General features: G+C 47.6%; 22 protein-coding genes. 17 read left to right on the top strand and 5 right to left on the bottom strand.

Going from position 1 to position 25,853, the window contains the following annotated elements; all coding sequences use genetic code 11:
- Nucleotides 1-49: 49 nt before the first annotated feature.
- The 9 genes from MWG26_RS17490 to ung all read left to right on the top strand — a co-directional run bounded on the left by MWG26_RS17490 (nt 50) and on the right by ung (nt 11,578).
- On the top strand, nt 50-1,294 hold the full coding sequence (locus tag MWG26_RS17490; RefSeq protein ID WP_025656435.1) for an MFS transporter: 1,245 nt from the start codon (nt 50-52) through the stop codon (nt 1,292-1,294).
- A 235-nt stretch (nt 1,295-1,529) separates the two neighbouring features.
- Nucleotides 1,530-2,234, top strand: coding sequence for an ABC transporter ATP-binding protein (locus tag MWG26_RS17485; RefSeq protein ID WP_025656436.1), 705 nt, complete (start codon nt 1,530-1,532; stop codon nt 2,232-2,234).
- A 9-nt stretch (nt 2,235-2,243) separates the two neighbouring features.
- Nucleotides 2,244-5,330, top strand: coding sequence for an ABC transporter permease (locus MWG26_RS17480; RefSeq protein ID WP_025656437.1), 3,087 nt, complete (start codon nt 2,244-2,246; stop codon nt 5,328-5,330).
- A 129-nt stretch (nt 5,331-5,459) separates the two neighbouring features.
- The gene (locus tag MWG26_RS17475; protein WP_025656438.1) at nt 5,460-6,140 is read left to right on the top strand and encodes a response regulator transcription factor; all 681 of its coding nucleotides are present in this window, start codon (nt 5,460-5,462) and stop codon (nt 6,138-6,140) included.
- The gene (locus tag MWG26_RS17470; protein ID WP_025656439.1) at nt 6,137-7,648 is read left to right on the top strand and encodes a sensor histidine kinase; all 1,512 of its coding nucleotides are present in this window, start codon (nt 6,137-6,139) and stop codon (nt 7,646-7,648) included. The genes MWG26_RS17475 and MWG26_RS17470 overlap by 4 nt, the downstream gene beginning before the upstream one ends.
- A gap of 378 nt (nt 7,649-8,026) precedes the next feature.
- The gene (locus MWG26_RS17465) at nt 8,027-9,439 is read left to right on the top strand and encodes an alanine/glycine:cation symporter family protein (RefSeq protein WP_025656440.1); all 1,413 of its coding nucleotides are present in this window, start codon (nt 8,027-8,029) and stop codon (nt 9,437-9,439) included.
- Between the two features lie 15 nt (nt 9,440-9,454).
- Nucleotides 9,455-10,075, top strand: a complete 621-nt coding sequence (hisH, locus tag MWG26_RS17460) for an imidazole glycerol phosphate synthase subunit HisH (protein ID WP_025656441.1) — start codon at nt 9,455-9,457, stop codon at nt 10,073-10,075.
- The gene (hisF, locus tag MWG26_RS17455; protein ID WP_025656442.1) at nt 10,075-10,836 is read left to right on the top strand and encodes an imidazole glycerol phosphate synthase subunit HisF; all 762 of its coding nucleotides are present in this window, start codon (nt 10,075-10,077) and stop codon (nt 10,834-10,836) included. Before hisH ends, hisF begins: the two co-directional genes overlap by 1 nt.
- A gap of 73 nt (nt 10,837-10,909) precedes the next feature.
- On the top strand, nt 10,910-11,578 hold the full coding sequence (ung, locus tag MWG26_RS17450) for a uracil-DNA glycosylase (RefSeq protein ID WP_025656443.1): 669 nt from the start codon (nt 10,910-10,912) through the stop codon (nt 11,576-11,578).
- A gap of 296 nt (nt 11,579-11,874) precedes the next feature.
- Here ung and MWG26_RS23065 read toward each other — a convergent pair whose 3' ends face one another.
- Complete coding sequence (locus MWG26_RS23065; protein WP_081733133.1) at nt 11,875-12,093, bottom strand: helix-turn-helix domain-containing protein; 219 nt, start codon at nt 12,091-12,093, stop codon at nt 11,875-11,877.
- Nucleotides 12,094-12,200: 107 nt separating this feature from the next.
- Here MWG26_RS23065 and MWG26_RS17440 point away from each other — a divergent pair, with 107 nt between their 5' ends.
- The 4 genes from MWG26_RS17440 (at nt 12,201) to MWG26_RS17425 (ending at nt 16,331) form a co-directional block, all read left to right on the top strand.
- Nucleotides 12,201-12,455 (top strand): hypothetical protein, encoded by a 255-nt coding sequence (locus MWG26_RS17440; RefSeq protein WP_025656445.1) that lies wholly within the window; start codon nt 12,201-12,203, stop codon nt 12,453-12,455.
- 250 nt (nt 12,456-12,705) lie between these two features.
- The gene (locus tag MWG26_RS17435; RefSeq protein ID WP_025656446.1) at nt 12,706-13,428 is read left to right on the top strand and encodes an ABC transporter ATP-binding protein; all 723 of its coding nucleotides are present in this window, start codon (nt 12,706-12,708) and stop codon (nt 13,426-13,428) included.
- Entirely contained in the window at nt 13,415-14,941 is a 1,527-nt protein-coding gene (locus MWG26_RS17430) for a COG1361 S-layer family protein (protein ID WP_025656447.1), read from the top strand. The genes MWG26_RS17435 and MWG26_RS17430 overlap by 14 nt, the downstream gene beginning before the upstream one ends.
- Nucleotides 14,910-16,331, top strand: a complete 1,422-nt coding sequence (locus tag MWG26_RS17425; protein ID WP_025656448.1) for an ABC transporter permease — start codon at nt 14,910-14,912, stop codon at nt 16,329-16,331. The genes MWG26_RS17430 and MWG26_RS17425 overlap by 32 nt, the downstream gene beginning before the upstream one ends.
- A gap of 479 nt (nt 16,332-16,810) precedes the next feature.
- Here MWG26_RS17425 and MWG26_RS17420 read toward each other — a convergent pair whose 3' ends face one another.
- Complete coding sequence (locus tag MWG26_RS17420) at nt 16,811-17,077, bottom strand: hypothetical protein (RefSeq protein ID WP_025656449.1); 267 nt, start codon at nt 17,075-17,077, stop codon at nt 16,811-16,813.
- Nucleotides 17,078-17,313: 236 nt separating this feature from the next.
- On the opposite strand from MWG26_RS17420, the gene rd reads away from it, so the two are divergent.
- Nucleotides 17,314-17,475: a rubredoxin gene (rd, locus tag MWG26_RS17415; RefSeq protein WP_025656450.1), complete on the top strand. Its 162-nt coding sequence runs from the start codon at nt 17,314-17,316 to the stop codon at nt 17,473-17,475.
- 877 nt (nt 17,476-18,352) lie between these two features.
- Here rd and MWG26_RS17410 read toward each other — a convergent pair.
- On the bottom strand, nt 18,353-19,408 hold the full coding sequence (locus MWG26_RS17410) for an S-methyl thiohydantoin desulfurase domain-containing protein (protein ID WP_025656451.1): 1,056 nt from the start codon (nt 19,406-19,408) through the stop codon (nt 18,353-18,355).
- Nucleotides 19,409-19,706: 298 nt separating this feature from the next.
- Here MWG26_RS17410 and MWG26_RS17405 point away from each other — a divergent pair, with 298 nt between their 5' ends.
- Nucleotides 19,707-21,392, top strand: coding sequence for an OPT/YSL family transporter (locus MWG26_RS17405; RefSeq protein ID WP_044927087.1), 1,686 nt, complete (start codon nt 19,707-19,709; stop codon nt 21,390-21,392).
- Between the two features lie 10 nt (nt 21,393-21,402).
- Here MWG26_RS17405 and MWG26_RS17400 read toward each other — a convergent pair whose 3' ends face one another.
- Nucleotides 21,403-22,554, bottom strand: a complete 1,152-nt coding sequence (locus MWG26_RS17400) for a PucR family transcriptional regulator (RefSeq protein WP_025656453.1) — start codon at nt 22,552-22,554, stop codon at nt 21,403-21,405.
- A gap of 97 nt (nt 22,555-22,651) precedes the next feature.
- On the opposite strand from MWG26_RS17400, the gene MWG26_RS17395 reads away from it, so the two are divergent.
- Nucleotides 22,652-23,596 carry a DUF1177 domain-containing protein gene (locus tag MWG26_RS17395; protein ID WP_055154935.1) on the top strand — a complete coding sequence of 315 codons (945 nt, stop codon included), beginning with the start codon at nt 22,652-22,654 and terminating at the stop codon, nt 23,594-23,596.
- A 103-nt stretch (nt 23,597-23,699) separates the two neighbouring features.
- Nucleotides 23,700-24,659, top strand: coding sequence for an aminopeptidase (locus tag MWG26_RS17390; RefSeq protein ID WP_240285820.1), 960 nt, complete (start codon nt 23,700-23,702; stop codon nt 24,657-24,659).
- A 163-nt stretch (nt 24,660-24,822) separates the two neighbouring features.
- On the opposite strand, the gene MWG26_RS17385 is transcribed toward MWG26_RS17390, so the two are convergent.
- Complete coding sequence (locus tag MWG26_RS17385) at nt 24,823-25,791, bottom strand: AraC family transcriptional regulator (protein ID WP_025656455.1); 969 nt, start codon at nt 25,789-25,791, stop codon at nt 24,823-24,825.
- Nucleotides 25,792-25,853: the final 62 nt, after the last annotated feature.

Raw genomic sequence — 25,853 nt, 5'->3', positions numbered from 1 at the left:
TGAGCAGTTATAAATATGAGTGAGAGAAAGTAATAAAAGGGGGAAATCTATGAAATTTAAAATGACAGCCTTGGAGAAGAAATGGGTTTTATATGATGTGGGCAACTCCGCATTTACCATGCTGGTAGCCACCATATTTCCAATCTACTTCAACCATCTGGCAGATATTGCGGGAATATCTTCTGTCAATTATCTGGCGTACTGGGGATATGCAACCTCCATCTGCACCCTGTTTGTAGCAGTTCTTGGGCCGACACTGGGGGCGGTTGCGGATACGAAGAATTATAAGAAAGTGATATTCTCAGTATTCCTTGGAGTGGGCGTGATCGGCTGTATCGTCCTGGGCTTTTTGTCTTCCTGGATTTGGTTTCTGGGAGTATTTGTGCTGACAAAAACGGGATATTCTTCCAGCCTGATCTTCTATGATGCCATGCTGACGGACGTTACCGAACCTGAAAGGATGGATGTCGTATCTTCCCAGGGGTTTGCCTGGGGCTATATCGGAAGCTGTATTCCTTTTGTCGCCAGCCTGGGAGTAGTGCTGGGCGGTGGAAAACTGGGGATTGGCATGCAGACATCCATGGTAATCGCATTTCTGATTACATCTGTCTGGTGGCTGCTGTCGGCAGTACCGCTCCTGCGTTCCTATAAGCAGAAGTATTTTGTGGAGACGACGCAGCATGTGGTCCGGAACAGTTTCAGACGCCTTGGCGGCACTTTTAAAGAAATTGCCAGGGAAAAGCATGTCCTGTTCTTTTTGCTGGCCTTTTTCTTCTATATAGATGGAGTGTATACAGTCATTGATATGGCCACTGCCTACGGGCAGGCACTCGGTCTGGATAGTACGGGATTGCTGCTTGCGCTGCTGCTGACACAGATCGTCGCATTTCCCTGCGTTCTTATCTTCAGCAGGCTGTCAAAAAAGCTGGCTTCCACAACAATTATTACGATATGTATTGCCGCCTATTTTTGTATAGCGCTGTATGCATACGGTTTAGATACTCAGCTTGATTTCTGGATACTGGCGGTTCTGGTGGGAATGTTCCAGGGTACGATCCAGGCGCTTTCACGATCTTATTTCGCTAAGATTATCCCGGCAGAAAAGTCCGGTGAATATTTCGGAATTTATGATATCTGTGGAAAGGGCGCCTCCATCTTCGGCACGGCATTCGTATCCGTGTTGAGTCAGATTACCGGCAATGTAAATATAGGAGTCAGCGCGCTGTCTGTTTTTTTCCTTGTGGGATTCATCCTTTTCAGAAAGGCCGTGAAAGCTGCAAAAGCTGTAAAATAGATATCCGAAAAAGCAGCGGGCTGCCTGATTATGACAGGCAGCCCGTTGCTTTTACCATAAAATCTTAGCAATAAATTAATTGTGAAATTAGTAAGAATTCCATCATTTTCTCATATGAACGTGATATAATGTTAAACAGACTGGGCAGGCCTGAATGCGGGATTACCTGTCTCCGGGGTGTGAGTGCGGCCACACAGCCGCATCAGGAATATGCAGCTGACGAGGAGATGCTAAGATGAAGGATTTTGTAAAATTAGAGAATATTACTAAGATTTATAAGATGGGAGAAGTTGAGATCCGTGCGGTGGACGGAATAGATTTTGCGATTGAGAAGGGAGAATTTGTCATTATCGTGGGCCCCAGCGGCGCCGGTAAGACAACGGTACTGAATATCCTGGGTGGTATGGACACTGCCACAGGAGGAAAGATCACGGTGGACGGAGCGGATATCACGAGCTGTAATGCAAGGCAGCTGACCAGCTACCGCCGCAATGATATTGGATTCGTGTTTCAGTTCTATAATCTGGTTCCCAATCTGACGGCGTTGGAGAATGTAGAGCTTGCGCTTCAGATCTGCAAAAATCCTCTGGATGCCAGGGAGGTGTTGGAGGAAGTTGGGCTGGGAGACCGGCTGGACAATTTCCCGGCACAGCTGTCTGGGGGAGAGCAGCAGCGTGTATCCATCGCCAGGGCCCTGGCCAAGAATCCAAAGCTTCTGCTGTGCGATGAGCCAACCGGTGCTCTGGACTATAATACGGGCAAATCAATCTTAAAACTGCTCCAGGACATGTGCAGGGAGAGAGGCATGACGGTCATCGTCATCACACATAATTCAGCGCTGGCGCCGATGGCAGACCGGCTGATCCGCATTAAGAACGGAAAAGTATCCGGCATGGAGCAGAATCCGAATCCGGTATCAATTGACCAAATAGAATGGTAGGGCATGCATATGAGCAGGAAAGCACTTAGAAAAGATTTTTACATGGAGATCCGCAGAAGCCTGGGCCGGTTTCTATCGATATTCTTCATTGTGGCAATCGGGGTTGCGTTTTTCTCGGGCATCCGCTCTGCGGAACCGGATATGCGTCTTTCAGGGGACGCATATTTTGACAGACAGAACCTGATGGATATTAAGGTGATCAGCACCCTTGGGCTAACGGAAGATGACCTGAAAGCGTTGGAGAAGGTGGACGGTATTGAGTACGTGGAAGCAGGCTACTCGACAGATGCTCTTTGCTCTGTAAATGACAGCAAAAAGGTGGTACATATATCTTCGCTGCTTCCGTCCATGAATAAACTGGTAGTGGAAGAAGGGCGGCTGCCAGAAGCATCGGACGAGTGTGTTGCAGATGTAGATTTTCTGACGGGGAGCGGATATGAGGTCGGCGATAAGATTACGTTTTTATCGGGGACAGAGGATAAGATCACCGATACACTGAAGACGGATACTTACACCATTGTGGGAACGGTCAGCAGCCCGTGCTATATCTCTTTCCATCGCGGCAGCAGCACGATCGGCACCGGTTCTGTCAGCGGGTTTGTCAGCGTTTTACCGGACAGCTTTGACCTGGATGTGTATACCGAGATGTATGCTGCTGTGGACGGGGCAAAAGAGCTGACTGCGTTCACGGATGAATATGATGACCATATAGACACTGTTATAGATGAAGTGGAGAAGATCCGTAAAACGAGAGAGGACGCCCGGTATCAGGAGATTGTAGATGAGGCTGAGGATAAGCTGGACGATGCAAAAAAAGAGCTGGAAGATGCGAAAACCGAGGCAGATCATAAGTTAAACGATGCAAAAGCAAAGCTGGATGACGGCAGAAACCAGCTGGAGAATGCAAAGGCAGAGATATCCAACGGCTATGCACAGCTGGAGGATTCACGCACCCAGCTGATCCAGAAACAAGATGAGGTCAACCAGGGTTACGAGGACCTGAACGCTCAGGTCGAAGTGCTGAATGGCAAGGTAGAGGAACTGAACCAGGTGAAGGCCCAGTATGACGCACTTGCATCAAGCGGGCTGACCGACGAGCAGACCCAAAATACTCTGCAGGTGATGTACGCCCAGATTACGGAAGGGGATGCACAGATTGAGGCGGCCCGCGCCCAACTCGACGAGGCGAGGGGGCAGCTGGATTCCGGCCAGCAGCAGATCAATGACGGCTGGGCACAGATAGAACAGGCACAGTCTGACCTTGCGGCAGGAGAGAGCGAACTTGCATCAAAAGAGCAGGAACTGAACGATGCACAGGCAGAGTACGATGATGCAAAATCTGAAGCAGACACGAAGATAAAAGACGGCGAGAAGAAAATCAAGGATGCCGAGAAGGATATCAGCAAGATTGAGCATGCCAAGTGGTATATTTATGACAGAAGCACTCTGACCGAATATACAAGCTACGGGGAAAATGCAGACCGTATGAAGGCCATCGGGGAGGTGTTTCCGGTGCTGTTCTTCCTTGTGGCGGCACTGATCAGCCTGACTACCATGACGCGTATGGTGGAAGAGCAGAGAACCCAGATCGGAACATTAAAGGCGCTCGGCTATGAAAGACACTCCATTGCGGGCAAGTATATCGGATATGCATGTCTTGCAACCGTGAGCGGCAGTGCATTTGGAATACTGGTCGGAGAGAAAATACTGCCTTATATTATCATTACAGCCTATGGAATTATGTATCAGCATATTGATACCGTACTGACCCCATACAACATGTATTACGGGCTGGCGGCATCACTTGCGGCCCTGGCATGCACACTGCTTGCCACGATTTTCTCCTGTTTTCATGAGTTAAGGGAACAGGCGGCGGAGCTGATGCGCCCGCCCACACCAAAGCAGGGGAAGCGGGTGTTTATGGAGAGGATTCCGTTTTTGTGGAAACGGCTAAGCTTTATCTGGAAGGCGACTGTGCGGAATCTGATCAGATATAAGAAACGGTTTTTCATGACCGTATTCGGAATCGGAGGCTGTATGGCTCTGCTTCTGGTCGGATTTGGGCTGAAGGATTCAATCTTTGACATTGCGGTGCTCCAGTATGGAGAGATCCAGCTTTACGATGGAAATGTTATATTAGAAGAGGACGCTTCTGCGGAAGAAAAAGAAGAAACGTATGATAAACTGGCATCCGATAAACGGGTGGATGACACTGCAGAGAACTTCCTTCAGCAGGTCGAGGTCACACATGGAAAGACAACAAGAGATGTTTATTTGAATGTGCCGAAGGATTTGGATGAGTTCTCCAAATTTGTTATTTTTAAAAACCGGATTACCGATGAACACTATAAGCTGGACAATACCGGGGCGATTATATCCGAAAAAACGGCAAAGATGCTGGATGCAGGCGTGGGTGATACGGTCAGCATAAAAGACGATGTGAAGGGTGAACTTCAGGTTAAAATCGCGCAGATATGTGAAAACTATATCGGACATTATATTTATTTGACACCGGACCTTTACAAACAACTGTATGGAGATGCTCCGGAGTATAACTCCATCTATTACACGATGAAAGAGGGCAGGATGGATGAACTTGAAAAAGTTGGGGAGTCCATTCTGGAGACAAAAGGCGCTCTGAGCATCAGTTATACGAACAATATGCAGCAGCAGCTGGATGACATGCTGGGCAGCCTGGATATTGTCCTGGTAGTGCTTGTTATATCTGCGGGAATGCTGGCCTTTGTGGTTCTGTATAATCTGAATAATATCAATATTACAGAACGGAAGCGGGAACTGGCTACGCTGAAAGTTCTCGGGTTCTTTGACAACGAGGTATCGGCTTATGTTTACCGTGAAAATATAATCCTGACGATAGTCGGCTCCGCAGTGGGCATATTGCTTGGAAGGATACTGCATCAGTTTGTCATTGTGACTGTGGAGATTGATTCTGCCATGTTCGGAAGAAATATTGACTTTAGCAGCTTTGTATACAGTTTTCTGATTACCATGGGATTCTCTCTCTTTGTAAACGGAGTAATGTATTTCAAACTGAAACGGATCGATATGGTGGAATCGCTGAAGAGTGTGGAATAAAAGCGGATACCGGGGAAAAGTGCCCGAAAATCCCGTAAATTCACAGTTCCATCAAATTTACCTGTTATGATACAAAAAGGAATAAGAACGGGAAAAAACAGGAAAAAGAACAGATAGGAGACGATTAAAATGGAGAAAATCAAAGTTTTAGTTGTGGATGATGAAAGCAGGATGCGCAAGCTTGTGAAGGATTTCCTGACGAGAGAAGGATATATGGTACTTGAGGCAGGCGACGGCATGGAGGCCATGGATTTATTTTATGAAGATAAGGATATCTCGCTGGTGATTCTGGATGTCATGATGCCGAAGATGGATGGATGGCAGGTATGCCGGGAGATCCGGGAGCATTCCAAGGTTCCGATCATCATGCTGACGGCCCGCTCGGATGAGCGTGACGAACTCCAGGGGTTTGATCTGGGAGTGGACGAATATATATCCAAACCATTCAGCCCCAAGATCCTGGTGGCCAGGGTAGAAGCCATCCTCCGAAGAACACAGAGCACAGACTCCGGTGATGTCATGGATGCCGGCGGGATCGTGATTGACAGGGTTGCGCATATTGTAAAGATCGGGGACAAAACCATAGATTTAAGCTACAAAGAGTTTGAACTTTTGTCCTATTTTGTGGAGAATCAGGGGATTGCCCTGTCAAGAGAGAAGATACTGAATAATGTGTGGAATTACGATTATTTTGGAGATGCGCGCACCATAGATACCCATGTGAAGAAGCTGAGGAGCAAGCTGGGGGAGAAGGGCGACTACATTAAGACTATCTGGGGCATGGGATATAAGTTCGAGGTAGAAGGATGAAACAATCAATAAGACGGCAGATGATGGTTATCTTTGTCGGGTTGATTATATTTATACTTATCCTGCTCTTTGCAGTGAATTCAGGATTCCTGGCACAGTATTACACGGTGCACAAGCAGGCAGATCTGTTAAGTGTTTATAATTCCATTGACAAGGAAATCCGCAGCGGGGAGATTAAATCAAAGTCGGTGAATGAAAAACTTGTACGTCAGACAGAGCGGACCAATATCGCGGCGCTTGTTATACAAAACGACGGGACAGTTGTATTTTCTACCGTGTGGGACGGAAACGGCCCTCTCTATATCAAGCTGCTGTCCTACTTGTTCGATAAAAACCAGAACTCAAAAAAGGTTTTGAAAAATACGGATTACTATCAGATCTGCAAGACGAAGGATTTTACGAATCAGACGGAATATCTTGAAATTTGGGGCGAATTTTCAGATGGCTCTCTTTTTATTATGCAGAGTCCTTTGGAGAGTATCAGAGAGAGCGCCAGCCTGGCCAATAAGTTTCTGGTGTATATGGGAGTGATTGCAGTTATACTGGGCGGAATTCTCGTATGCTTTTTCTCCCGGAAGATTACGGAGCCGATCAAAGAGCTGGCAGTACTGTCCCAGCGCATGGCGAGGCTGGATTTTGAGGCAAAATATACAAGCGGCGGTGATAATGAGATTGGTGTGCTGGGCAGGAATTTTAATATTATGTCCTCCCGTCTGGAGAAGACGATATCAGAACTGAAGAGTGCCAATAATCAGCTGCAGAAGGACATAGAGCAGAAGGACAGACTGGAGGACATGCGCAATGAGTTCCTGGGAAATGTTTCCCATGAGCTGAAGACACCGATCGCGCTGATCCAGGGATATGCGGAAGGGCTGAAAGAAGGGGTCAACGAAGATCCGGAAAGCCGGGAGTTCTACTGTGATGTCATCATGGATGAAGCCGCGAAGATGAACCAGATGGTGAAAAATCTTCTGATTCTGAACCAACTGGAATTCGGCTCTCAGGAACTGGAATTCGAACGTTTTGATATTGTCGGGCTGATACAGGGAGTACTTTCAAGCTGCGAGATACTGATTCAGCAGGTCGAGGCTTCCGTAGACTTTATAGCGGATGAGAAGGTATATGTCTGGGCAGATGAATTCAAGACAGAACAGGTAGTCAGAAATTATTTGACCAATGCGATCCATCATGTGGAAAACGAAAAGCGTATCGAAATCCGGGTAATATCCAGGGGAGGAACGGTAAGAGTATCTGTATTCAACAGCGGTAACCCCATACCGGAAGAAGATCTGCATAAGCTGTGGGATAAGTTTTATAAAGTGGACAAGGCTCATACCCGGGAATACGGCGGGAATGGAATCGGCCTGTCTATCGTAAAAGCTATAATGGAGTCCTTCCACCAGGACTACGGCGTAAATAATTTTGAAAATGGCGTCGAATTCTGGTTTGAGCTGGATATGGAATGCGCAGAGGGGGCAAAACCTCCGGTTCCGGAGCTGATGAAGTGATGGTCTCGGGGCATCTAGTCTTTGCTCCGCTTCGGTCCGTGCTTAACATGCGCCACTGGCGCATAGCACCCCTCGCCGTAGGCGGCTTAAATGGGCAGATGCCGTTACTATGTGCGGCCCCTGGGCCGTGAATAGTAACACATAGACGGTATTTAATCGGGCTCCATAGCTGAAAAACTTGAAAAGCGATGTAAAATGCTGTAAAATAGCTACTATTAAGGCATACATTGTGCCAACTGGCAACGGTCGGTATTATGTATGCCTTACTCTTTACAGATACCGCTGTTTACAGCGGTCCCGCCGGCGGGGACATACGGCCGGGTGTGTTTTCTTTTTTCATTTCGGAATGTCATTGGGAGGATGAGAGAGGAGAAAATCATGTTTGATGTAGTAAACGAAGCGGTCCAATATGTGAATTCCAAAGTATGGGGCTGGGGTATGATCGCCCTGCTGTTTGGTACGCATTTATTTTTAACGATCCGTACAGGCTTTATTCAAAGAAAGACAATTTCGAAAGGAATTAAATTATCGGTTACAAAAGACCCGAATGCCGAAGGCGAGGTCAGTCAGTTTGGGGCGCTGACGACAGCGCTTGCTTCTACCATCGGTACGGGAAATATCATTGGCGTGGGAACTGCCGTGGCGCTTGGGGGCCCGGGAGCAGTTCTCTGGTGCTGGCTGACCGGAGTGTTCGGTATAGCCACAAAGTATGGGGAATCCCTGATAGCGGTGAAATACCGTGTTAAAACGGAAGATGGAAGAATGCAGGGAGGCGCAATGTATGCCCTGGAGCGTGGGCTGAACATGCGCTGGCTGGGATTAATTTTTGCTTTTCTGGCAGGTTTTGCATCCTTTGGGATCGGATGCGCGACACAGGTGAACGCCATCGCTGCAATCTGTGAGGAAAACCTTGGAATCCAGCCATGGATTATTGGGCTTATTACCGCATTTATGACGGCAATTGTTATATTCGGCGGAATTAAGAGCATTGCCAGAGTATGCGAAAAGCTGGTTCCTTTTATGGCGGTGTTTTATGTGATTGGCTGTCTGATTATTCTGGGGATTAATTATGACTATATCATTCCGGCCGTAACAACCATCTGCAAACTTGCGTTTACACCCGGGGCGGCTGCCGGCGGACTGGTGGGCGGCGGAATCCGCCTTGCTATGCAGTATGGAGTGGCCAGAGGGTTGTTTTCCAATGAATCTGGTATGGGATCCGCTCCAATTGCAGCGGCGGCGGCTCAGACGAGAAATCCTGTGCGCCAGGCACTGGTATCTTCCACCGGTACATTCTGGGATACAGTAGTAGTCTGTCTGATGACTGGGCTGGTACTGGTATCAACGATTATGAAGAATCCGGCAATCAATGCAAACGAAATAGCCAATGGCGGGATACTGACATCCAAAGCGTTTGCCCAGATTCCTTATGTAGGGCCGATTATTCTGGTAGTCGGGATTATTTCATTTGCATATTCCACGATCCTGGGCTGGGCTTACTACGGAGAGCGCTGCGTAGAGTATTTTGCAGGTAAAAAGGGATTAATTCCTTACCGGCTCCTTTATATAATCGTAGCGGCAATCGCGCCGGTTGTATCCCTGAATCTGGTCTGGCTGATTGCAGATACACTGAATGCGCTGATGGCCATACCGAACCTGATTGCAGTCCTTTTACTGTCTCCGGTAATCGTGAAGGAGACAAGAAAGTATATAAACAACCTGGATGCGGTGGATAAAACACAGGTGCCTGTAGTGAAGACCGGGAAAAGCAAAAAGTCAGGGAAAGAGTAGAGGAGTTTACATATTATGATAGCAATGATTGATTATGATGCGGGAAACATCAAAAGTGTAGAGAAGGCGCTTTTGCTACTGGGACAGGAAGTCGAAGTTACCGGTGATCCGGAGCGGATACTAAAGGCAGAAAAGGTAATTCTTCCCGGTGTAGGGGCATTTGGCGATGCCATGGAGAATCTGAAGCGTGCCGGTCTGGATGAGGTAATCCGCCGTGTTGCGGCAAAGGGAACCCCTTTTCTGGGGATCTGCCTCGGACTGCAGCTTTTGTTCGAGAGAAGTGATGAAGCGCCGGGAGCCGAGGGTCTTGGCCTGTTGGAAGGCGAGATATTAAAGATCCCGGATCAGGAGGGCCTGAAGATACCGCATATGGGATGGAATTCTCTGCACCTGGAGCACGGGGGAAGACTGTTTCGCGGTATAGAGGAACAGTCTTATGTCTATTTTGTACATTCATACTATTTGAAGGCGAAGGACGAGTCGATTGTGAAAGCGTCCACAGAATACAGCACCCATATCCATGCTTCGGTTGAAAAGGACAATATATTTGGCTGCCAGTTTCATCCGGAAAAGAGCAGTGAAGTGGGTCTGAGGATACTGAAAAACTTTGTAGAACTCAACCGGGAGGAAGTGTAATGTTTACAAAAAGAATTATTCCCTGTCTGGATGTCAACGCCGGCAGAGTAGTGAAGGGCGTCAACTTTGTGGATCTGCGCGATGCCGGTGATCCGGTGGAGATTGCAAAGGCATACGATAAAGCAGGTGCGGATGAACTGGTATTTTTGGATATTACGGCTTCTTCTGACGCGAGGGAAACCGTGGTGGACATGGTACGTAAGGTGGCGCAGTGCGTGTTTATCCCGTTCACCGTAGGCGGAGGAATCCGTACTGTGGACGATTTTCGGGCATTGCTCAGAGAAGGCGCAGATAAGATCTCTATCAATTCTTCTGCTATCAATAATCCAAAACTGATACATGATGCGGCCATAAAATTTGGCAGCCAGTGTGTGGTCGTGGCGATTGACGCGAAACGGCGTGCGGACGGCAGCGGCTGGAACATCTATAAAAACGGCGGCCGGATTGACACCGGGATGGATGCTCTGGAGTGGGCAAAAAAAGCAGACGGTCTGGGTGCCGGTGAGATTCTTCTGACCAGTATGGACTGCGACGGTACAAAAGCTGGATACGATCTGGAGCTTACACGTGCCGTGGCGGAGCAGGTATCCATTCCTGTGATCGCTTCCGGTGGAGCGGGGACGCTGGAACATTTTAAGGAAGCTCTGACGGTCGGAAAAGCCGATGCGGCGTTGGCGGCATCCCTCTTCCATTATAAAGAGCTGGAGATAAAAGAAGTAAAAGAATACCTGCAGAAAGAGGGTGTCTCAGTACGGCTTTAAGACACAGCCTCACTCTGTGAAATAACCGGGTGGATTATACTAGATAAAAATGTAAGTTTAGGAGTGAATAAATATGTCTGGATTAAATGGCGATTGGTATGAAGCTTTAGCGGAGGAATTCAAAAAACCTTACTATAAAAAATTATTTGAGACAGTAAATCAGGAGTACAGAACCCGGAAGATATTTCCGCCTGCAAATGATATTTTTAATGCATTTCATCTGACTCCTCTGAAGGATGTCAAAGTGGTAATTTTGGGGCAGGATCCCTACCACAATGACGGGCAGGCCCACGGCCTCTGCTTTTCCGTAAAAAAAGGCGTGGAAGTCCCGCCGTCCCTGGTCAACATATACCAGGAACTGCATGACGATCTGGGATGCACTATCCCCAGCCATGGCTGTCTGACAAAGTGGGCACAGCAGGGAGTCCTGATGCTGAATACCGTACTTACGGTTCGCGCCCATCAGGCAAATTCCCATCGCGGTATCGGATGGGAGGAATTCACGGATGCAGCAATCATGGCCCTGAACGGCCAGGACAGACCGATCGTATTCATACTGTGGGGAAGCCCAGCACAGCGCAAGAAGATCATGCTGAATAATCCGCAGCATCTGATCCTGCAGGCGCCGCATCCAAGTCCCCTCTCTGCGTTCAGAGGATTCTTCGGAAGCCGGCCTTTTAGCCAGACCAATGAATTTCTGCGCAGCCATGGAGTGGAACCTGTCGACTGGCAGATAGAGTAAGGAGGACTCCGGGATCAGGAGGCTATTAGTGCATGCAGGGATCGCACCTGTCCCCGGCCAGCTTCGGGCTGCTTATTAAGTCTTACAAGATAAAAACCACATTGAATTGGAAGGCTGAACTCTGTTTATCAAAGCAGAGCTTTAGCCGGCCTGAGCCGCTCAATTCGGCAGAATTGCAGGGGAATGCCGGTAATGCCATCCAATCTGATGTGGTTTTTGTTTTGTGGGACTCATACGCATATGAATGCCGCCGGAAAGGGCGTGGATGCTTCACTACGCTATCGGCGGATACTTTGTCAGAGCTCCTGATCAGTTTCTGAGGGAAGATACCTTGCTATGTCCTGAATATCGCAGTTGAGTATTCGGCAAAGGTCGTTTATTGTTTTCATGCTTATGTCCTGACCGTGCTTTAAACGGTATAGAGTGCTGCTGGATAAATGGTATTTTGTAGTCAGTGTATACCAATTTTCTTTAGAATTGTCCAGAGTTTTCCAGAATGGAGAGTAATCAATCATGGCACCACCTCTTTTTTAGGATAAGCATAATTCAAATTCTTATACTTGAATATCTTCGCAATTACGAATATAATAAAACCACAAGAGAGGGATGGGGGGCGGTCAAGATGGATAAACGCACTATGACAGAAGAGCAGCAGAAACGGTTTTGGGATTTTATTATGATGGATGATTTCGAATTTTACGACAGGTTTATATCCGATCTGCCACCGGAATCACAGAACGAATTTTTCAGGATTACACCCGACTTCTTTTCTGAGTATATCAATTCAGAGGGGAAAATAAACTTAGATGAAGATGAGATATATCAGAAGATAAAAGAAAAAATAAATATTATTGAAAAAAACAGCCCGGATACCTAATGGATCCGGGCTTAACGTATGTGGTGGGAAAGGAGCTAAAAAGGTGAGGAGATTAGCTCCTTCATTAACTAAACAAATGAAAGCGCAAAAACTTACGCGGTTTTGTTTAAAATGCTATTAAAATCTATCATTTATTGAAAAAGATCTAATGTGGATAATATTAAGAAAATATTAACAAATTCTACATAGAAATATTTTGATTTCATAAGTATGATGTAAGTTGAAAATATTGGGATAAAGGAGGGGCACTGTGGATAAGGTCATCGAGATTAAAAACTTATACAAACTGTACCGCGTGGGCGATTCTGTGGTACGTGCTCTCAACGGTGTGGACTTTGAGATATATGAAGGTGAATTCTGCGCGATTGTAGGGACCTCCGGCTCAGGCAAATCCACTCTTCTGAATATGCTTGCCGGGTTGGAAAAGCCAACCAAAGGTGAGGTCATAATCAGCGGACAGCACATGGAGACGCTGAATGAGGACGGCTTGGTAAAGTTCAGGCGTGAAAACGTCGGATTCATATTCCAGTCATTCCATCTGATCGGAACGATGAATGCACTTGAGAATGTTGCATTACCACTGAGTTTCCGTGGGGAGGGACGGGCGAGCCGCCTGAAGAAGGCTGACAAGATGCTGGACTTGGTGAATCTGAAAAAGCATAAGAGGCATCTGCCGAACCAGATGTCAGGAGGGCAGCAGCAGAGAGTTGGCGTTGCCCGCGCGCTGGTTGTGGATCCAAAGATTATATTTGCCGACGAACCAACCGGCAATCTGGATTCGCATACGTCGGAAGAGGTCATGACCTTAATGCAGAGGGTAGTCAGGGAGCAGAAGAAAACGCTGGTTATGGTAACGCATGATAACCATCTGGCTACATATGCAGACAGAATTTTCCATATAATCGATGGGAAGATCGTAAAAATAGAAGACAACCGTAAAAAGAGGGAGGACAAGGAACATGAAACTGTTTAAGAAAACTGCAGGAATCGCAATGAGTCTTGCGCTGCTAGCTGCTATGATACTGCCGGTTGGGGTGCGGGCAGCAGATGAAACCGGACCGATACCAGATATAGTATTGTCAATTGGGAAATCACAGGAGACCCCGGTTTATACGGAAGGAGACAAAAAGCAGGAACTGTTGATACAACTTAAGAATGAGGGCACCGCGGATGCGAAGAATGTTAAAATAGCGCCCATTATTGATGATGCTTCTGCATGGCCTTTTGAGATAACAAATGTGAATAATGAATTTCCTCCAGTAGATATCCCAGTGGGCGAGACCGTGGAAACAAAGCTGGATAATCTGACGGTACGTGCAGATGCCGGTGAAAAGAATTACAAACTTACGTTTCAGATAACCTGCAATGATGGAAAGCAGCAGTATGAGACAACAAAGTATGTTTACGTAAAAACACTGGAAAAGAAGAAACCCGCGGAGGACCCGAAAGACGATCCAAAAGAAGAACCTAAGGACGAGCCGAATACCCCGGAGGAGCCTCAGGACAACGGCGGCATTTCTAATAATGAACCTGTGATTACAAGCGGGGGAGGCGGTGGTGAAGCACCTTCCGGAAATAATTCCGTTCCGCGTGTTATTGTAACAGGTTTTAATACAGAGCCAGGCGCTGTGAATGCCGGAAGCGATTTCAAGCTGATTGTACATCTGAAAAATACATCTACAAGAACAGCGGTATCCAATATGCTGTTTGACCTGCAGGCGCCGTCCTCCGGGACAGAAGGAGCCGCAGAGGCGCCGGCATTTCTGCCTTCCTCCGGATCCAGCACGATTTATCTGGACAGCATTCCTGCAGGAGGAACCCAGGACATTTCTATCGACCTAAACGCCAGGGCAGATTTGGTACAGAAGCCGTACAGTATTTCCATGTCTATGAAGTATGAAGACAGCAGTGCAACACAGTATGAGGGCTCTTCCAGCCTGGCTATTCCTGTGAAACAGGCGGCAAGATTTGAATTCAGTGAGCTGGAAATTGCACCGGAGGCCGTGGCAGTTGGAGAAGAGGCTAATATTACGTGCAGCCTTTATAATACAGGACGAATTAAGCTGTACAATGTAAAAGTGAAGTTTGAAGGGGAAGGAATTGAAGCAAAAGAAGTATTTGTAGGAAATGTAGATTCCGGAGCAACCGGCTCAATAGACGGAATCGTGACCGCCATGCAGGAAACAGCGGGTAATCAGAAGTTTAAGATGATTGTTTCCTACGAAGATGATGCGGGAAAGGCTTCTACAGTAGAAAAGGAATTTTCACTGCAGATCACCCCGGAACAAGCGCCGATGGATGTAACAACAATGGCGGAAATGCCGGAAGAGAAAGGGTTTCCGCTGATACCTGTGATAATCGCTGCAGTGGTTGTTGCAGCTGTCATAGTTATTATCATCGTCATGAAGAAAAGAAAGAAAAAGAAGGAGTCTGTAGAAGAGGAGGACTTGGTGGATGAGGTGGATCGATTTACTGAGGATGAGTAGTGGTAACCTCAAGCGCAGAAAACTGCGTACTTTTCTGACCATCCTGGGAGTTGTGATCGGAACAGCATCCATTGTAGTTATGATATCGCTTGGGCTCGGAATGCAGGAGTCGATGTACCGTGAGGTGGAGCAGTCGGGAGGTATGACGAGCCTGACTGTAACCGGAAAACAGAGCGAAAGCGGGATGTATGTCAGCATGAGGGGCAGCTCTGGCGATCAGGAGGAACCTAATAAATATATAACTGACGATGTAATCCAACAGCTAAGGCAGCTGGAACATGTAAAGAGTGCGGATCCAGTACTGGAGCTCAGTGCAATTGCGCTGAAGGGAAAATATATGGGTTATCTTCAGCTAAAGGGAATGAGCCCTGAAGCTCTGGAAAAGCAGAATATCGAACTTGCTAAGGGCGGAAGGCTTCCGGACCCAAACAGTTCCAGCCTGGAACTGGTATTTGGAAATGGTGTGCTGACCTCATTCTATGAAAAGTCAACCGGGAAAGGGTACTGGGAAACAGGAAAAGTTCCGGACGTTGATCTGGCAAATGACCAGATGTTCCTGATCCTAGATCAGGACGGATATTTTCAGAGCCAGAACAACAGTATGGGCGCATCAGGCGTGGGAGAAAATGATGGAAGCGGTTCACAGACTTCCAAGCTTCCTCCGAAAAAGCATGTGGTAAAGGCAAGCGGTGTTGTGGCGGGAGATATGGAAAGTTACAATGCTAATTATTACTATGTCTACTGTGATATCAATAAGCTGGAAGATCTGCTCAAACGTGAATTCAGGGGACGCGTGATACCCGGACAGCCAAGTACCAAGTCGGGCAAGCCGTATAAGCAGTTTGTGTATTCCTCTGCGGCAGTGCAGGCGGAAGATATCGACGATGTGGATGCATTGTCATCCGTAATCAGGAACATGGGATTCCAGGTAACAACGAATGCAGAATATATGGAAAGTATGAAAAAACAGTTTGCTATGGTTCAGGCAGTGCTTGGAGGTATCGGCGCAGTCTCCCTATTGGTCGCTGCCATCGGAATTGCAAACACAATGATGATGTCCATTTATGAGAGGACAAAAGAAATCGGTGTTATAAAAGTTCTGGGATGCGGACTCAAAAATATCAAGCAGATGTTTCTAATGGAAGCTGCATTTATCGGCTTTATCGGAGGTGTAGCCGGTAATATACTCAGCTTTATTATGTCTTTTGTTATAAACTTCCTTACGGGTAATGGAAGCGCCATGGGTATAGACGGAAATATTTCCTATATACCGCCGTGGCTGGTAATGGCTTCTCTGGTGTTCGCGGTGTTCGTGGGGATGGCGGCAGGGTACTTCCCGGCGCTGAGAGCAATGAGGCTGAGTCCCCTGGCGGCTATCCGCAATGAGTAGAGGAGGGACGCTGTATGCCCCCGCCAGGCAGGATACGCTGCGGGATACGGACATAAGAGGTTCTGTAAACTGGAGGCGGCTGTAAGCAGAAGTAAAGGAAAAAAGAAGGAAAACCGGGGCAACCTGGCCACATCACGTGAAGCCTTGATGGCTTCACGCGCTGGGGCCAGGAAAACTTGTAATTCGGAATTACAAGTTTTACCCCGGTTTTCCTTCTTTTTCCTTTAACTCCTGCTAACAGCTGCTCCAAAGCCTACAGAACCTCTTATGTCCGTATCCCGCAGCGTATCCTGTCTGGCGGGGCATACAGCTGGGTGCATCCTGGCGGGAGGAGCGGATGGGATTCTTTTGAAGCGGAGTGGCTTTAGGGGAGAATCTAGTAAATCGAAAAATAATTAACTTGCTGTTGAGCTGAATTTTCGGAAGCACTACTCCACAAGCCTCAGCGTATAACAGCAGGCTGCTTATTATTCGATGTATTAGTCTTCTTCGATGATTTGGATTTCGAGGTAGTCGAAATCTATGGAGTCTACGAAGTTGTCCTGGTAGAAGCGGGCTTTGGCGTGGCGTTTGAATTCGGCTATTGTGGTGTCCAGCCAGATGGGCTTGCTTAGATCGAATTCGTAACAGATAGCGTCGAGTGCGTTGAAAATTTTGTGGGTGCGGGTGTCATCTGTCTCGTCGCAGATGACGGTGTCGCGGAGCATTTTATTGTCTTTAATTTCTTTTCCCCATAGACGGAACATAGTTTGACCTCTTTCTTTTTTGGATAACTATTAGTATAGCATTTGGAAGATGGGATGTAAATGTTAAGATTTTACTGTTACTATGCACGGCACATAGGCTGTGAATAGTAATATTTTACTTTAATTTGCGGGGGTTTTTGGAAAGGGTGATGAATTGGGGTATAAAACTGGTGCTGGAAGAAAATACTTATAGAAGTATTATGATACTATGATGTTAAGGACAGGAGGAAGTTCAGATGAAAAGATATGTATGTGAACCATGCGGCTATGTATATGATCCAGAGGAGGGAGACCCGGATAGCGGGATCGAGCCTGGAACAGCATTTGAAGACCTGCCGGACGACTGGGTGTGCCCCTGGTGCGGACTTGGCAAAGATGTCTTTGTGGTGGAGGCTTAAGGGGGGGGCCGCCTGAGGAAATCGGGATGTTTTGATGCTGTCCGCGGAGGCTTATGCTGATTTTGGAAACCGGCCGCTTAGTCTAGAATTGCTAACTGCGAAAAAGCCGCATCTTATGGAACCGAGCGTATTCACTTAGAAAGCCGATGCTTTCTAAGCTCAGACGCTCTGGATAATTGATTTAGAGATCAATTATCCTCCATAAGATGCGGCTTTTTCGCAGTAAGCAATTCTACGACCCGCTAGAGGCTTCCAAAATCAGCATAAGCCTCCGCGGACAGCATCAAAACATCCCGATTCCCTCAGGCTGTGCTGCGGCCGGCGGCAGGGGAGTGCTGCACGGTAGGGGGGGGAAGGTATGATGTGACCAGGAGATAGGTAAGTCTGATCAGTGCGTAATATTAAGGTGTAGTAATAAAGTCTTGTGTGGATTTTGACTACAATACAAAACTCATCTTGTCATAGTTAACATTAAATTATGATAACTGTTCTATATACACACAAAATCTCCTGGCACAATTAACGTTTCACCAGTTCTGTCCAATCCGCAGCCCCCGCCAGGCTGTCCCCCTTAGAGAGTGTTTTTACTACAGTTTGGATGCGACCAGCTGTGCGGAAGTGGAAGATGCCTCTCCTGGATGCGTCTTTTAGGGCATTAGCGCCGCTTCATCAAAATCGGAACCGGCATGTGAACTGATTCCAGGCCCACAAGGCCTGGAAGCAAGCAGACCCGCAGTGAGAATTCATCAGAATTCTCGCAAGTGTCCGCGGTGTTCACCATGCCGGTTCCGATTTTGATTAGCGGCGCTTATGCCCTAATAATGCATCCAGGAGAGGCATCTTCCACTTCCGCACAGCGCCCCCTTCTAAATAAAAATCACTCCCCCAAAACCCCCTCTAATGGAAGATAGTTCTGTTTGTTTAGCAGTCCCGCTCCAAGTTTCAGCTCACTTCTTGGCGCGCTGATTACGGTCAGTTCCATTCCCTCTTTTATGTCTGCGGAGGCGATGATTCTACCTGTGTTGGTTTCGATTGTTGTGATGAGGTCGGGGAAGACGGCAAGCCTTTCCGAACCGATGGCTGCGTACATATATTCGTTGCAGAAACCAATCTGGCACGGAATAGAGGCAGTGGAGATACGGAAGGTTCCGTAATCCAGGGCATTGCGGGTTTCGAGGGCACAGTCTTCTACGATTCCGGTGCAGAGGATTCTGCCGTTTAACTGGCGGAGGGCGGCTTCAATGGCCAGGGCGGGTGAAGCCGCGGTGCGGTACGCGCGGCCCAGCTTTAAAGCCTGGGCGTACGCGCCGGCTGCGGCGTGGGTCTCCAGGTAGGGAATGGAAACGGGGTTGCGCGCTACGGCGACTGCTCCTCCTGCCAGATGAGCCGCATTTCTAACCAGTGAGGCCGTATTTTCGACAGAACCTTTTACTGTTAATTCGGTATATGTCTTATTTTCCGGTCTTCCGCCTGCAGCAGCCTGGATGACGGTCTGTCCGGAGCTCTCCAGGCCAAGAGAGCCCATGACTCCGAGCGGGTGCGCGCGGCCGTCGCAGGGGGCGTCAATGATGGGGAGCCCTGAGAGTGCGGCGGGGATAAATGGCTCAAACGAGGAGGAAGCCCCTAGTTCACAGGAAATAAATCCTGCAATCGGGGTTTCGGATTGTGTGCCCAGCAGCTCCAGGATCCTGGGATATACATCGTCTGAATAATATGCAGTGTCCGAAGCAGGAGAACCAACTCCGGAAATCGTAACGATACAGCCGTCCCTGCTTCGCTCTTTTAATTCATCAATGGTAATCAATTCTACGTTTCCAAGTTTCAGTGCAGATAGTGCGCGTTCCTCCCCCTCTTTGGGGCAGCCGCCGCCACCGCCTCCGAGCAGAAGGCTGCCAATCAGCAGATCCTGTATGGATTCTTTGTCAAATATCATAGGTATTTCTCCTTTTATTTCATTTGTATTTTGGACAATCAAAGGCTGCGGAACAAGGTATACCCAAAGGGCACCCCGTAACACATGCCCGTGCGGGCGGGTCTGCAGCCTAGCTGCAGAATAAAGTATATTTACATCATAAGCCGTATGAAAAAATCGTCAATCCCTGAATCCTACAAAAATAAATATCAAATTATTGTAGAAATCAACAAAGCATAAAAATAAGAAAAATTGTATAATTATTACTATGTTTACACGCTACCCGGTGTAAATCGTGCAAAAGGGAAAGGAGAGAACAATGAGTGACAACAGAGAAAATGGCAGCTCTGAAGAGATACTGGAGCAGTACTCCAAAGAAATGCCAAAATTAATGGAACCGGGCATTTTTATTATAGCCGTCGTAGCCAGTGTGCTGGGAGCTATCGTGGGAATGCAGGTACTGACACATACGGGGGTAGCCCCGGATACTTCTGTGGTGGGAGCGCTGCTTGCAGTTCTGATCAGTCAGATTCCCATCCGGCTTTTGAAAAAATTTAAGAATATCCATTGCCAGAACCTGGTACAGACATCGACATCAGGGGCAACATTCTCGGCGGCAAACTGTATGCTGCTGACGATCGGTGTTCCTTATATTATGGGATACACGGAATTCATGTATCCGATGCTGATCGGTGTAACACTTGCAACAATTGTGGATGCTACAATTTTGTACAAGTCATTCGGATCGCCGATGTTTCCGGCTGATGCACCGTGGCCTCCTGGAATTGCTACGGCTGAAACGATTCTTGCAACTGTCAGAAAGGGAAAACGTGCCGGGCTGCTTGTGGTCGGCGCTGTTGCCGGATGGGCAGGGGCTATGGCCGGAATACCTATGGATTTATTCGGCGTTGCATGGGTGGGAAGCGTACTGGCTATCGGAGCATTCGGTGTAGGCGCCCTGATCGTGGGAATAATTGAAAGCAATGCGTTTGCATTTACCGTGTTCGGACATGAATTTGTCATTGCACAGGATATTTTTGGAAAAGGATTTGTTGCGGCAGATCATGTTGCTTTGAATTATATGGGGCATGGCATCATGATTGGGGCAGGTATCATATCCCTGATCCAGTGCGGCAGAATGCTGTTTAAGAAAGTGGATAAAGAGACTTCAGCGGCATCCCAGTTTGGAACTTCGATCAAAGATATGCGGAGTGCTCTTGGAAAAGGATTTATCGCTTATCTGGTGATTGCCCTGGGACTTGCAATTGTATCGGGGCTGTGGTATGAGATGAAGCCGGGCATGTTTATCTTATGGATTATATTTGCAGCGGTAGCGGCGCTTGTATCCGAACTGATCGTCGGGGTATCCGCTATGTATTCCGGATGGTTTCCAGGATTCGCCACGGCCCTCATCTTTTTAATTCTGGGGATGCTGATCGGTTTTCCAAAGCTCCCTCTGGCTGTACTGGCAGGTTTTACCGCGGCAACAGGACCGTGTTTCTCTGACATGGGTAATGACCTAAAAGCGGGCTATATACTGAGAGGAAGCGGAAAGAATCCGGAGATAGAGAAGGCAGGCAGAAAACAGCAGTATTTTTCAGAGCTGCTTGGTTTTGCAGTGGCATTTGTTATTGTTGCTATTTTTGCAAAAACATACTTCTCACAGGGGCTGTTCCCGCCGATTAACGCTACATATGCTTCCACGATTGAAGCGGGTTCCTCAATTGAGGTATTGAAATGGCTGGCGATCTGGGCAATTCCGGGGGCCATCATTCAGATCACGGGAGGAAACCACCAGGTTGGAATCCTGTTTGCCACCGGTATCCTAGTAGGCGGAACCATATATGGATTGACCGTCATCATTGCCACTATCATCCGTATTATTGTAATTAAGAAGAATCCGAAAAACGATGATATACTGATGATTCTTGGCGCGGGCTCCCTGGTCGGATGTGCGCTGCATGATTTTGCCAACTCCATGCTGGGAGCATTCAAATCCAAATAGCGGGACTGCGTTAATAATCCTTTAACTTACGGATGATATACAGTATGTAAAGAGTCTGAAGAAAATCGGTATCGCTCTGCCCGTAGGGGATCATATTTTTTACTTTGTTGATCCGATAGCGTATGGTGTTTTCATGGACAAAGAGCGCCTTGCTTGTTTTGGTATAGTCCATATCATTCTCAATAAAATCGTGAATGGTATGCATCAGATGAGAATGGTATCTTTCATCATAATCTAAAATAGGCTGCGCTGTCTCCATATAAAATTCATCTATGGCAGGGTGGCCTTCCAGCTTTAAAAAGAGGCGTAGTACTCCAAGAGCCCGGAAATATATGACTTTGCCTGGCTGGTACGGGCAGGAAGAAGCGGCGTGGTATGCCTGTGAAATGGCATCCCCCAGGCTGTAAAGAGGACAGCAGCTGCTGATGCCCGCCATACATTCGGGATAGCTTTCAAAGATGGCTGCCGCAGTCTGTGAGATATATTTATCAATCGCATGTGGAGAATTATCCTTAAAAGAGCGGATAATCAAAATGCCTCCCCGGTAACCCGCGGCAAAAAACAAAACGTCCCGGCTGAATTTTTCGGCCAGAGCCGGACGGGGCAGTGGCATGCCTGCCTCCACGCGGCAGTAAAAACATAATACATTTTTGGCAAAGTAAGGATTCAGCCGCTGGATAAGCATTGCTTTTCTATTGTCAGACAGCTCCCTGTCAGCCAGCTGGGCAAGGATCTCCTCCTGGCTGTTCAGGTTTTTGTAAAAGAGCAGCTGTTCCGTTATCTCGGAAATAATAATGGAATAAGGGACATCCTTGTCGATAAATAATATAGGCAGTTCGCACTGATTGGCATAAGCATAAGCTTCTTCAGGCAGTTCGTCCATATTTTCGTCAATAATGCAGAGCGCTGCGGTGTGAATGGCATGAAAATACTTCAGGGCATAGAGGATGTACTGGGGATCGTCTTTGCCGTGATAGAAAGCTGTCATAAAAAAGGAATTCCTGGATTTGGTGTCAAGCGATGCAAAGTCTGTTTCGCTGATGTAATTATCAAAAACACTGACATATTCTACCGGCCTGTCCAGCCCGTCCATACCGGCTTTAATCCTGGCGCCGGACAGAGAGGGCAGGTGCAGAACGTCAGATACAGTAATAACGCTCATAATGAAAAACCTCCGGGTGTGTTTTAACAAATTATATAACAGAAGATTTCACAAATCAATGTGAAGAATCAATATAAGAAATTGCGAGGATGAGAAAATGGTTTTTAAGCAGATGCTGGAACTCTATGATATTCTGGATGATATCAATGCAGATGGCAGAAGAGTAGAGGAATACTTGAGAAGCATCCAGAAGGATGCGGATGTGGAGGCATATCCGATCTACGGAGACAAAGGGAAAACGGATGTGGTCAAGGTATGTGTGCATGGAAGCAATGGAAAAAGAAGCGGCGGCGATGCGCCGACCCTTGGGATTATCGGCAGGCTGGGCGGCCTTGGTGCGCGTCCCGAACGGATCGGTTTCGTGTCTGACGGTGACGGCGCACTGACCGTACTTACTGCCGCAGCCAAGCTTCTGGACATGCAGAAAAAGGGGGATACGCTGGAGGGAGATGTGGTTCTCGTGACACACGTATGTGCGGATGCGCCGACCGAACCACATGAACCAGTGGACTTCATGGATTCACCGGTCAGCATGCAGCAGTGCAATGACGAAGAGATTACAGAGGATATGGATGCGATCCTGACAGTCGATACGACCAAGGGGAACCGTGTGATTAACCATAAGGGTTTTGCAATATCTCCAACCGTAAAGGAGGGGTATATCCTCAGAATCAGCGAGGACTTGCTGGACATTGTGGAGATAACGACGGGAAAAGCACCTTATGTATTTCCGATTACCACGCAGGACATCACACCTTACGGAAATGACCTCTATCACCTTAACAGCGTGCTTCAGCCGGCTGTTGCCACGGATGTTCCTGTGGTTGGAGTTGCAATCACAACGGAGACTGCGGTACCGGGATGCGGCACTGGCGCCACGCATGGTGCGGATGTGGAAATGACGACCCGGTTTGTGATTGAGGCAGCGAAGTCATATGGCAGAAAACAGTGCAGATTTTATGATGAAGAGGAATTTGCGCGTATTCAGAAACTATACGGATCCATGAAAAAACTGCAGACTTTGGGAGACGGCCGGGAATAAACATAAATAAGTAAGCTGCAGCCGTACACTATGAAATTATCCAGCGTAATTGAAGCAAGCAGAATAACTGTTAATAAAATGCAGCAGAAAGAAGGAAACTGAAATGAAGACGGGAAAAACGGAGATGGATATCAGGGAAAGCGCAGAGAATCTCCTTATGGCCTGTATGGATGTAAAAGAGGGCGAGCAGGTGCTGGTGGTCGCGGATCAGGATAAGTATGATCTGGGATACCAGGTGTATGAGACCGCCTTATGTATGAACTGCGAGGCACTTTTTATGTGCATGAAGAATCGGAGCGTTTCCGGAGAAGAGCCGCCTGCAGCTATAGCAGCGGCCATGTGTGCATCGGATGTGGTGATCTGCATTACAGAGCATTCTATGACACACACCAATGCCAGGATCAGCGCTGCAAAGGCCGGTGCGAGAATTGGCACTATGCCAGGGATTACAGAGGAAATGTTTTCAAAAGGCGCGATGACTGCGGACTTTCGAAAAGTAGAAGCAGATACGAAGCGTTACGCCCAGATGCTCACAGAGGCATCCACGGCCAGGATCGAAAAGGACGGACATGTTCTGACCCTGAATCTGAAGGGAAGAAATGGTGTCCCCAGTACAGGCGTTTACCGCAATCCCGGCGAGGCAGGCAATCTTCCCTCAGGGGAGGCATACATTGCTCCGCTGGAAGACGGTGTGAACGGAAACATGGTCATCGACGGCTCAATGGAAGCAATGGGAGTACTTGAGGAACCACTGGCCGTAACAATCGAAAAGGGCCGGCTGAAAAGCCTGGAAGGAGACGGCGGGGCATTGCAGATCCTGTTTGCAAAACCTGAAAACGGCATTACAGCGGAACTGGGGATAGGAACAAATCATGCAGCTGTCCTCTGCGGAAATATTTTGGAGGATGAGAAAGTGTATGGAACTGTTCATATTGCTTTCGGCAGCAATACTTCATTTGGCGGCACCAATAAGGCGGACTGCCATATGGATGGAATCATCCTGGAACCCGATTTGTACCTGGACGATGAACTAATCATGAAAAAAGGCGTGTTCCTGCGCTAGAGTATGTTTGAAAAGAGGCTGACGCACTATATAGTGCGTCAGCCTCTTTTGTGTTCGTGCGATAATTCCGATGGGAGAAACAAAAAAAGAATTGCGGCGGCCGGCTCCAGGTGTGGCCGCTGGTTTACAGTTTATGTGGCAGCGGGCTCCGTCCGGGTTCTTTTTAGACACCCCACTCCCGCCGGTATTGCAGCGGAGTCTTCCCGTCTTCTTTCTTAAAGCAGCGGATAAAATATCCGACGCTTTCGAAGCCTAAGTGTTCCGATATGTCGTTGATGGACATTGTGGTGACACGCAGCAGCTCTTTCGCCTTGTCGATCCGGATACTGCGTTGGAATTCACCCGGGGTGCTTCCGACATAGAGCCGGAACTGTTTCTGCAGATAAAATTTGTTAACGAAGAATTCTTCTGCTAAAGAGTCCAGGGTAATCCGTTCGTTAAAATGTTCTGTAATATACTCCTGAGCCTGCGGAACAAATTTGGGGGGCTGCTTCTTGAGGGACATTGTTTTATCGTGTATGGCAGACTCCATGCAGCAGGTCATCAATGTTGTGATGATGGACGCGGCTTTTATGTCGGTCTGGTAATCATTGTAGATGTTTGTGCTGTAGTAACCGATTAATTTCCGCAGCAGCTGGATGGCATCGTTGTTTCTCATGGTTCCGATCGGGCTGTTGTTATTTAGCTCCATGAAGCTATCGTAATAGTCATGCGTCGAGTTTCCCCAGAAATGCATCCAGATCACATTCCAGTGCGGAGTGTCCGGATCGATGGCATAATAATTCAGCTTCCTGCAGTCAATCCAGAAAAACTGTCCGGGGGAAAGTGTATAATGTTTCCCGTCGAAGTTGATATAGCCTTTTCCATCCATCGTGATTTTCAGCAGATAAGACTGTAAGCCCTGCCGGGTTGTCATGTAATTTTTTCCCGTTACGAACTCCCCGACCTCCTGCACGTATGGCAGACGTGCCCTGGCCTTTGGGTTCGTGTGTGCGATGAACCATTGCGAATCGGGTGTGACATCAAGATTGTACTGAATAAAGGCAGATCCAGTCTGTGTTTCAGCCAAAGTATCCTGATACTGCGGAAAGTCTACGAGATTCTGCGCTTTTTGATTTATCTTGTTTATCATTTGAAATTCCTCCTCCAAGCCAAGATAGTGACATTTTTGCACAAGATAAAATAATGACATCC

Origin of the sequence: Faecalicatena contorta, assembly GCF_022835095.1 — a bacterium.
Classification (GTDB): Bacteria; Bacillota; Clostridia; order Lachnospirales; family Lachnospiraceae; genus Faecalicatena; species Faecalicatena contorta.
The sequence above is the reverse complement of the archived record's forward strand: the minus strand, read 5'-3'. Positions and strand labels throughout refer to the sequence as shown.